The following is an 8,718-nucleotide window of genomic DNA, read 5'->3' as shown; positions in this document are numbered from 1 at the left end:
TTCGGTGGCGGCCTGTTCGGCCTTGGCCCGGACGTCGGTGGCGTACGCCTCGGCGGCGGTGCGCTGTTCGGTGGTCTCGCGGTCGGCGAGCTCGCGCAGTTCGGCGCTCTCCCGCTCGGCCAGCTCGCGCAGTTCGGCGCTCTCCCGCTCGGCGAGGGCCCGCAGCTCGGTGGCGGTCTGCTCGGCCTGCTCGTGGGCGGCCTGGGCGGCGGCCAGCTGCTCGGCGGTCTCCTCGCGTTCGCGGTGCAGCCCGGCGGCGGCCTCCTCGTGCTCGCGCCGGCTCTCCTCCCGCAGCGCGTTCGCGGCGGCCTCGGCCTCGCTGCGGGTACGGGCGGCCTCGGTGTCGGCCTCGGTGCGCACGCGCTCGGCGTCGGCCACCGCGGCGTCCCGGACGGCGCTCGCCTCGGCCTGCGCCTCGGTGCTGAGGGCGGTCGCGGCGGCGTTCGCCTCGGCCCGGACCCGCTGGTCGAACTCGGTCGCGTCCCGGCGGAGTTCGGCGGTCTCGCGCTCGGCGGCGGCGCGGTTCTCGGCGGCCGCGGCCTTGGCGGCGGCGAGGGCGTCCTGGCCCTGCTGCTCGGCCGCGGCGGTGGTCTTCTCCGCCTCGGTACGGGCCCGGGCGAGGGTCTGCTCGGCCCGGCCCTGGGTCTCGGCGGCCTGCTCCTGGGCCTGCGCGCGCAGCCGCTCGATCTCTCCGGCGGCACCCGCGCGCAGCTCGTCGGCGTCGGCCTTGGCCCTGGTGAGCAGTTCCTCGGCGTTCTTCGCCGACTCCTCGATCTGCACGACGGCCTGGCGGCGGGCCTCGCCGCGCACCCGGTCGGCCTCGGCGGCGGCCTGGGCGCGCAGCTCCTCGGCCTCGGCCCGCAGCCGGGCCGCCTCGTCCTGCATCTGCTCGATCCGCTCGCGGATCGCGGCGGCGTCGTCGAGCGCGGCGTTCTGGGCCTGCTCGACGGCGGCCTGGGCCTGCTCGCGCAGGCGCTGCGCCTCGGCGGCGGCCTCGGTGCGGATCCGCTCGGCCTCGGTGGCGGCCTCGGTGCGGGCGGTCTCGGCGTCCTGGTTGGCCTGGCCGAGCACCTCCTCGGCGGTCTTGGCGGCCTTGGCGAGGTGGACGGTGGCGTCCTTGGCGCCGGCCGCCCGGCCCTCCTCCTCGGCCGCGTGGCGCAGCCGCTGGGCCTCGGCCTCGGCGTGGGCGCGGAGTTCGGCGACGTCCCGGTCGGCCTGGGCGCGCAGTTCGGCGATCGCGGCCTCGGCCTCGGCGCGCAGCTCGCCGGCCACCGATTCGGCGGTGGCTCGGAGCCGTTCGCTCTCCTCGGCGGCGGCGGCCTTGGCGGCCTCCGCCTCGGCCTGCTTGGTGGTGGCCTCGGCGCGGATCGCCTCGGCCTCCTTGGTGGCGTGGGCGACCATCCGGGCGACCTCGGCACGGGCGGTCTGCGAGCGCTGCTCGTTGGCGGCCTCGCCGTCGGCGGCCTTGCGTACGGCGGCGGCCTCGGCGTCGGCCTGGAGCTGTTCGGCGGCCTGTTCGGCCTGGGCCCGCAGCTCGGCGGACTCGCGGCGGGTGCGTTCGGCCTCGGCGATCGCCTCGGCACGCAGCCGCTCTATCTCGGCCTGGGCGTGGGCGAGCTGCTGCTCGGCCCGGATCTGCTCGGCGGAGGCCTGCTCCTTGAGCCGGCCGATCTCGGCCTTCGCGACGGCGAGCTGCTGCTCGGCGGCGGCGTGCGCGGCGGCCAGCTGCTGCTGGGCCTCGCCGCGGGCGGCGTCCACGTCGGCGGCGGCCTGGGCGCCGGCCTGCTGGGCGTGCTCGGAGGCGGCGCGCAGCAGGCGCTCGGCGTCGCTCTGGGCCCGCTGGAGGGCGGCCTCGGCGGCGGCCTGGGCCTCGCCGCGGGCGGCGTCGACGTCGGCGGCGGTCTGGGCGCGGGCCTGGTCGGAGAGCGCGACGGCCTCCGCGCGGGCGGCGGCGACCATGCGCTCGGCCTCGGCGCGGGCGTCCTGGAGCAGGCGCTGGGCCTCCTGCTCGGAGCCGGTCCTGGTCTGCTCGGCCCAGCCGTTGACGTGCTGCTCGGCGGTGCGGCGCAGCTCGGTGAGCTCGTCCTCCAGCTGGCGGCGGCGGGCGGTGAGCTCGGCCTCCAGTCGGGCGGTGCGCTCGGCGGCCTCGGCCATGATCCGCTGGGTGGCGGCCTGGGAGTCGCGCAGCTGGCGTTCGGCGTCGGCGCGCAGCTGCTGGGCCTGCATCTCGGCAGTGCGGAGCATCTGCTCGGCCTGGCCGGAGACGGCGTCGAAGGCGCGCGGCTGGGCGAGCATGCGGCGGGACTCGTGCAGCTTGGCCCGGAGCACCTCCACCTGGTAGGCGAGGTCCTCGGCATGCTCGACTGCCTTGTCCCGCTCCTTTCGAGTCCGACCCATCTCGGCCTCGAACTGGGAGAGGTGATCGTCAACCTCGTAGCGGTCGTTGCCCCGCACTCCGCGGTCCCATCCATCTCCTGGTCGCGTCCTCGACCCGGCCGGTCCAGGGCACCCGTTGTCCGGGTACTGGTCCGACTGGCTCCTTGCATCCGCAGCCGGTGGACGGCCCGCCGGTCAAGCCGGGGCCGCCCGCCGCGGTCGTCGGAGCCCTGGGCGTGGAAGCGCGGTGATGCCGCGTTCCCCCGTCCGGGTGGACTCCTGGGCGAACTCTTGCCTTGTGGAGAATGGTGACAGATCAGTGTTGCGACTGTTCAGCCGTGCCCGCGTTGTGGACTCCCCTGCGACGGGCCGGCCACCGTTGGGCGGACGGGCCTGTCATCGGCCGTGCCCGTCGCCTCCGTCCCCCGGAGCCTTCGCGCACCTGGGCATTGTAGTGGGAGCGCACTGCGGGGGAATGGCCGCGTGGTGGTTTTCCGGCTGTCGGACGAGGTTACTGACGGGTCATGACCGGTGATTCGGGGGTGCCGCCCGGTCGTGGGCGGCACCTGGCGGGGGTCAGTGGGCGTCGTGGGCGCCCGGTTCGGCGGAGGTGACCAGCTCGGTCAGGACGCCGCCGCAGTCCTTGGGGTGCAGGAAGGTGATCCGCGAACCCATCGAGCCGATCCGGGGCTCGTCGTAGAGGACCCGCACGCCCTTGGCCCGGACGGCCTCGGCGTCGCCGTCCACGTCGGCGGTGCCGAAGGCGATGTGGTGCACGCCCTCGCCGTTCTTCTCCAGCCACTTGGCGACGGTCGAGTCGGGCCGGGTGGGCTCCAGCAGTTGGAGGTAGGAGGCGCCGCCGTCGCCGGTGTCGTTGATCTTGAGCATGGCCTCGCGGACGCCCTGCTCCTCGTTGACCTCGGTGTGGAACACCTCGAAGCCGTAGGTGGCGCGGTAGAACTCGACCGTCCTGTCGAGGTCGCGGCAGGCGATGCCGATGTGGTCGATACGGGTCAGCACGGTGACCTCCGGGGGGGCGGGTTGGGTACCTCGGGAACCAGGTGGCACCAGTGCAGCGCATCGCTGCTGACCGGCGCCAGCGCCGGACGTGCGAGTCTGCTCACACGCCGGGGGTCCACCCGGGCCGCACGCCGGGGGCTCGCCCGGGGCGGACGCCGGGGTTCACCCGGGCCGCGTTGACACGGTGTTGACTGGAAGGTGCCAGTGCGCTCGATCACACCGTCGCTCCGGTGACGGGCGGGTAACGGGTCAGTACATTGAGCGCATCCTCACCTGGCCACGACGTGCGAAGGGGCTCGTCCCATGACCAACACCACCTCTGTGATCGTTGCCGGTGCGCGGACCCCGATGGGTCGCCTGCTCGGTTCCCTCAAGGGCTTCTCCGGTGCCGACCTCGGCGGCTTCGCGATCAAGGCCGCGCTGGAGCGGGCCGGCATCACGGGTGAGCAGGTCCAGTACGTGATCATGGGCCAGGTGCTGCAGGCCGGCGCCGGCCAGATCCCGGCCCGCCAGGCCGCCGTCCAGGCCGGCATCCCGATGAGCGTCCCGGCGCTCACCATCAACAAGGTCTGCCTCTCCGGCCTGGACGCCATCGCGCTGGCCGACCAGCTGATCCGGGCCGGCGAGTTCGACGTCGTGGTGGCCGGCGGCCAGGAGTCGATGACCAACGCCCCGCACCTGCTGCCGAAGTCCCGCGAGGGCTACAAGTACGGCGCGATCGGGATGCTCGACTCGATGGCCCACGACGGCCTCACCGACGCCTACGAGAACATCCCGATGGGCGAGTCCACCGAGAAGCACAACACCCGGCTGGGCATCGCCCGCGAGGTGCAGGACGAGATCGCCGCGGCCTCCCACCAGCGGGCCGCCAAGGCGCAGGCCGACGGCGTCTTCGACGCCGAGATCACCCCGGTCGCGATCCCGCAGCGCAAGGGCGAGCCGGTGCTGTTCGGCCAGGACGAGGGCATCCGCGCGGACACCACCGTCGAGGGCCTGGCCAAGCTGCGTCCGGCGTTCGCCAAGGACGGCACGATCACGGCCGGCACCTCCTCGCAGATCTCCGACGGCGCCGCCGCGGTGGTCGTGATGAGCAAGGCCAAGGCCGAGGAGCTGGGCCTGAGCTGGATCGCCGAGATCGGCGCGCACGGCAACGTGGCGGGCCCGGACAACTCGCTGCAGTCGCAGCCGTCCAACGCGATCAGGCACGCGCTGGCCAAGGAGGGCCTGGAGGTCTCCGACCTCGACCTGATCGAGATCAACGAGGCGTTCGCGGCCGTCGCCCACCAGTCGACCAAGGACCTGGGCGTCTCCTCGGACATCGTCAACGTCAACGGCGGCGCGATCGCGCTCGGCCACCCGATCGGGATGTCCGGCGCCCGTGTGGTGCTGCACCTGGCGCTGGAGCTCCAGCGGCGCGGCGGCGGGGTCGGCGCGGCCGCGCTGTGCGGCGGCGGCGGCCAGGGCGACGCCCTGATCGTGCGCGTCCCCAAGGACGCCAGCCCGAAGGCCTGATCAGCTGACATGCCTTCGGGGCTGCGGACCGCCACGAGCGGCGCCGCAGCCCCGAAGGCATCCGCGCTAGGAGCTCCCGATGATCGATGTCGCCACGCTGGTCGAACAGGCCCGGGCGGGCCGGCCGCGGGCGGTCGCCCGGCTGATCACGCTGGTCGAGAACGCCGCCCCGCAGCTGCGCGAGGCGATGGCCGCGCTCGCGCCGTACACCGGGCAGGCCTACACGGTGGGCCTGACCGGCTCGCCCGGGGTCGGCAAGTCCACCTCCACCTCGGCGCTGGTCTCCGCCTACCGGCGGCTCGGCAAGCGGGTCGGGGTGCTGGCCGTCGACCCGTCCTCGCCGTTCTCCGGCGGCGCGCTGCTCGGCGACCGGGTCCGGATGCAGGACCACGCCACCGACCCCGAGGTGTTCATCCGCTCGATGGCCACCCGCGGCCACCTCGGCGGGCTGTCCTGGACGGCGCCGCAGGCCCTGCGGGTGCTGGACGCGGCCGGCTGCGACGTGATCCTGGTCGAGACCGTCGGGGTGGGCCAGTCCGAGGTGGAGGTCGCCGCCCAGGCCGACACCACCGTGGTGCTGCTCGCCCCCGGGATGGGCGACGGCATCCAGGCCGCCAAGGCCGGGATCCTGGAGATCGGCGACGTCTTCGTGGTCAACAAGGCCGACCGGGACGGCGCCGACGCCACCGCGCGCGAGCTCAACCACATGCTCGGCCTCGGCGAGGCCCGCGGGGCGGGGGACTGGCGCCCGCCGATCGTCAAGACCGTCGCCGCCCGCGGCGAGGGCGTCGACGAGCTGGTCGAGGCGCTGGAGAAGCACCGCGCCTGGCTGGAGGAGCACGGCGAACTGGCGGCGCGCCGCCGCCGTCGGGCCTCCGACGAGATCGAGGCGATCGCGCTGGCCGAACTGCGCACCCGGATCGGCGACCTGCGCGGGGACCGCCACCTGGCCGGCCTGGCCGAGCGGGTGGTGGCGGGCGAACTGGACCCGTACGGCGCGGCCGACGAACTCGTGGCCGGCCTCACCCGCGGCTGAGCCGCAGCGGGGCTCCAGACATCCCTGACTCAGAGCCCACCCGCCCGGTAAGCCAAACCCCTCTGCAACCCCGTCGCCCTTTTACGCAGGAAGTCGGGCCAGATCGACTTCCTGCGCAGAAGAAGCAGGAAAGTTGCGGATCAATCGCAGTTTTCTTTCGCCGTCCCGCCGGGCCCGTCCGGCGGGACGGCGACACAGCAGTCGACTGGCCGAATCCGGGACGGGGTGCTGGCCTTCGAGGTGGCCTCAAGGCCAGCATCACGTCACAAGGGAGCGGCCCCATCCGCCTGCCGTGCGCTCTTGACGGTCCGCCCGCCCCTCGGTAAGGGTTTCAGACGCAACAGTGCGTAACTGACTCGATACGGGAGGACACCATGGAGCTGGATTTCATCGGGATCGACCCCGAGACCGGAAAGGACGGCTCACCGACCGCGTGGGTTGACCATGTGCGGCAGGAGATCGTGATCCAAGGGTGGGACGCCAGCGAAGAGCTGACAGCCAAGATCAGCGGGACTGCGTGGGTGCCCGGGCATAGTCCTGGAGTTCCCGAAGGTGAGACCGTGATCCGTATCCCGGCCCGGATGGTGCCGATTTTGAGGGAGGCGTGCAATGTGGCTGAACGTGCCGGAATTTGATCAACTCCTTCGGTCCGCACGGTACTCAGCGGTCCACCTGGAGATGCGCGACGCCTATGGCGTCCCGGACGAGTCAGAGGCGGTCGAACGGTTCCGGGTCACTGGGGAATCGGACCTCGACCCGGAGTCGGATTACTGGCGTGATTGGACGGCCATGCTGCGCGAGGCGACGGCGCGTGGTGTCGTGATCCGTCGAGCCCGGATCGTCTCAGAACCAGTCACCCTCTACACGCGGTACCTGCACGCCATGACTCCGGTCAACATCGCGGCAGGTGAAGACGTCCGTTGGCTCCCTCGCCGCAGCGCCTCCGACATGGCACTGCCCGGCAACGACTTCTGGGTGTTCGACGCTCACGCTGTTCGCTTCAACCACTTCACCGGTGACGGCGACTGGGCCGACCCGCGCACCTCGTACACCGAGGACACGGTCGTGGCGAAGCTGTGCTCCACCGCATTCGAAGCGGTGTGGGAACGCGCGATCCCACACGACCGGTACGTCGTCTGACCCATCGAGCACCGAGCGGAAATCCTGTGCCCGCTTCTCCATCATCCAGTGCCCAGGCGGCTCGGGTCGCCATCGCCGCGCGCCTGAGGGAGCTGATGCTGGACGCCGGGATCGACGGCAAGGAGCTTTCCACGCGGTGCCAGTGGCACCCGTCGAAGACCTCTCGCATCCTGAGTGGAAAATCCGCACCATCCGAAGGCGATATCCGCGTTTGGTGCACCGCGTGTGACTCCGGCGATCAAGCGGCCGATCTGATCGCCTCGTCCCGCGCGGTCGAGCTGATGTACCAAGAGTGGCGCAAGCTCCACCGCAACGGCATGCGCCAGGTCCAGGAAGAGTCTCTGGTGCAGTATGCGAACACCTCTGTGTGTCGGGCGTATGTCTCCAATGTGGTGCCGGGCTTCCTCCAGACCGAGGCGTATGCGACCGCGCTCATGCGCGGGATCACGGACTTCCAGGGCACTCCGGACGACGTAGCCGATGCGGTAGCGGCTCGGCTGGAGCGCGGCCGACTGTTGCATGAAGGCAACCACCGCTTCGTCGTCCTGGCTGAAGAGGCCGTCCTGCGGTACCGGATCGGCGAACCTGAGGCCATGGCCGGCCAGCTCGGACACCTGCTTGCGGTGATGCCGCTCCCGTCCGTCTCCCTCGGCGTCATCCCGTTCATCGCACGGCGCCGTATCTGGCCTCTGGAGGCGTTCTATCTCTTCGACAACCAGGAGGCATCAGTGGAGACGTTGACCGCCGAGATCAACGTTGTCCAGCCACGCGAACTCGCGGACTACCAACGCGCATTCGCCGAGCTGGCGAAGATGGCCGTTTACGGAGCTTCGGCGCGAGCGCTGATCACCTCTGCGATCGGTGCTCTCGGCTGAGAATCCGCAATCAACCGCAATCGCTTTGGGTGTCCGGCCGCTCACTCCCTATCGTCGAATGGACCTCCCCTCCGAAGCCATCGTGGAGGGGGCGGCTTTCCCGACCGCGCATCCACCGCGTGGCGGGTCTGGACCGATCAAGGGAGCACAACATGAGCCCCGTGAGCACGGAACGGATCACCGGCCGAGCCCTGGTTGACGACGCCCTGTTCGGGCGCCTGGTCCACCGGGTCGTTGACGACCAGGACATGGAGCCGCAGCTCGCGGTGCGGGTCGTGGACCAGGCGCTCGCGTTCCTCGGCACCTGCGCCGCAAGCCCCGGCGCCCAGCTGTCGCCGTCCCGTCTGGTTGACCACGGATGGCACGCCTTCCTGATGTACACCGGCGAGTACGCCGGGTTCTGTGACCGCGTCGCCGGTAGGTTCCTCCACCACAACCCGGAGGATGGCGACAGCCCGGTGAAGGGTGCGAGCATCGCCGCCACCATGGCGGCTCTCACGGCGATCGGCTTCCAGGTGGACACCGAACTGTGGACCATGTCCGCCGAATGCTCCGAGGGCAGCGGGGGCGACGGCTCCGACGGCAGCGAAAGCGGCAACTGCTCGCAGTGCCACCAGGGCTGCCACAACTCCAACTGATCATCCGGTCGGGGGCGGGCGGCGCGCGCGGCGGCGCGGGCCCCCCCCACCGCCCCCGGGGCAGCGGGCGGGCACTGGTGGGGGTGCCGGCGGCGCAGATGGGGGTGGTGTTGCGCGCGGG

At 72.1% G+C, this 8,718-nt stretch carries 7 protein-coding genes and 1 pseudogene; 6 read left to right on the top strand and 2 right to left on the bottom strand.

Annotated elements, in window-relative coordinates:
- A pseudogene (locus tag ACFVTF_RS30070) lies at positions 1-2,454 on the bottom strand (hypothetical protein); the annotation flags it as partial.
- Positions 2,455-2,952: 498 nt separating this feature from the next.
- A complete protein-coding gene (gene mce / locus ACFVTF_RS30065; RefSeq protein ID WP_371517110.1) occupies positions 2,953-3,396 on the bottom strand; it encodes a methylmalonyl-CoA epimerase in 444 nt (147 codons plus the stop codon).
- 303 nt (positions 3,397-3,699) lie between these two features.
- On the opposite strand from mce, the gene ACFVTF_RS30060 reads away from it, so the two are divergent.
- The 6 genes from ACFVTF_RS30060 to ACFVTF_RS30035 all read left to right on the top strand — a co-directional run bounded on the left by ACFVTF_RS30060 (position 3,700) and on the right by ACFVTF_RS30035 (position 8,597).
- Entirely contained in the window at positions 3,700-4,908 is a 1,209-nt protein-coding gene (locus ACFVTF_RS30060; protein ID WP_350879581.1) for an acetyl-CoA C-acetyltransferase, read from the top strand.
- A gap of 79 nt (positions 4,909-4,987) precedes the next feature.
- Complete coding sequence (gene meaB / locus ACFVTF_RS30055) at positions 4,988-5,944, top strand: methylmalonyl Co-A mutase-associated GTPase MeaB (protein WP_387817495.1); 957 nt, start codon at positions 4,988-4,990, stop codon at positions 5,942-5,944.
- 374 nt (positions 5,945-6,318) lie between these two features.
- Positions 6,319-6,579: a hypothetical protein gene (locus ACFVTF_RS30050; protein WP_387817494.1), complete on the top strand. Its 261-nt coding sequence runs from the start codon at positions 6,319-6,321 to the stop codon at positions 6,577-6,579.
- A complete protein-coding gene (locus tag ACFVTF_RS30045) occupies positions 6,554-7,084 on the top strand; it encodes a DUF6879 family protein (protein ID WP_387817493.1) in 531 nt (176 codons plus the stop codon). Before ACFVTF_RS30050 ends, ACFVTF_RS30045 begins: the two co-directional genes overlap by 26 nt.
- A 26-nt stretch (positions 7,085-7,110) precedes the next feature.
- Entirely contained in the window at positions 7,111-7,959 is an 849-nt protein-coding gene (locus ACFVTF_RS30040; protein WP_387817492.1) for a DUF5753 domain-containing protein, read from the top strand.
- A gap of 152 nt (positions 7,960-8,111) precedes the next feature.
- Complete coding sequence (locus ACFVTF_RS30035; RefSeq protein WP_387817491.1) at positions 8,112-8,597, top strand: glycine-rich domain-containing protein; 486 nt, start codon at positions 8,112-8,114, stop codon at positions 8,595-8,597.
- The last annotated feature ends 121 nt before the right edge of the window (positions 8,598-8,718 follow it).

Origin of the sequence: Kitasatospora sp. NPDC057940 (assembly GCF_042887425.1) — a bacterium.
Lineage (GTDB): Bacteria > Actinomycetota > Actinomycetes > Streptomycetales > Streptomycetaceae > Kitasatospora.
This window is presented reverse-complemented; position numbering and strand designations above follow the sequence as displayed.

Excerpts from the sequence above, each read along its gene's own strand:
- ACFVTF_RS30045 (WP_387817493.1), top strand. The coding sequence starts at position 6,554 with ATGTGGCTGAACGTGCCGGAATTTGATCAACTCCTTCGGTCCGCACGG.
- ACFVTF_RS30050 (WP_387817494.1), top strand. The coding sequence starts at position 6,319 with ATGGAGCTGGATTTCATCGGGATCGACCCCGAGACCGGAAAGGACGGC.
- ACFVTF_RS30035 (WP_387817491.1), top strand. The coding sequence starts at position 8,112 with ATGAGCCCCGTGAGCACGGAACGGATCACCGGCCGAGCCCTGGTTGAC.
- meaB (WP_387817495.1), top strand. The coding sequence starts at position 4,988 with ATGATCGATGTCGCCACGCTGGTCGAACAGGCCCGGGCGGGCCGGCCG.
- ACFVTF_RS30060 (WP_350879581.1), top strand. The coding sequence starts at position 3,700 with ATGACCAACACCACCTCTGTGATCGTTGCCGGTGCGCGGACCCCGATG.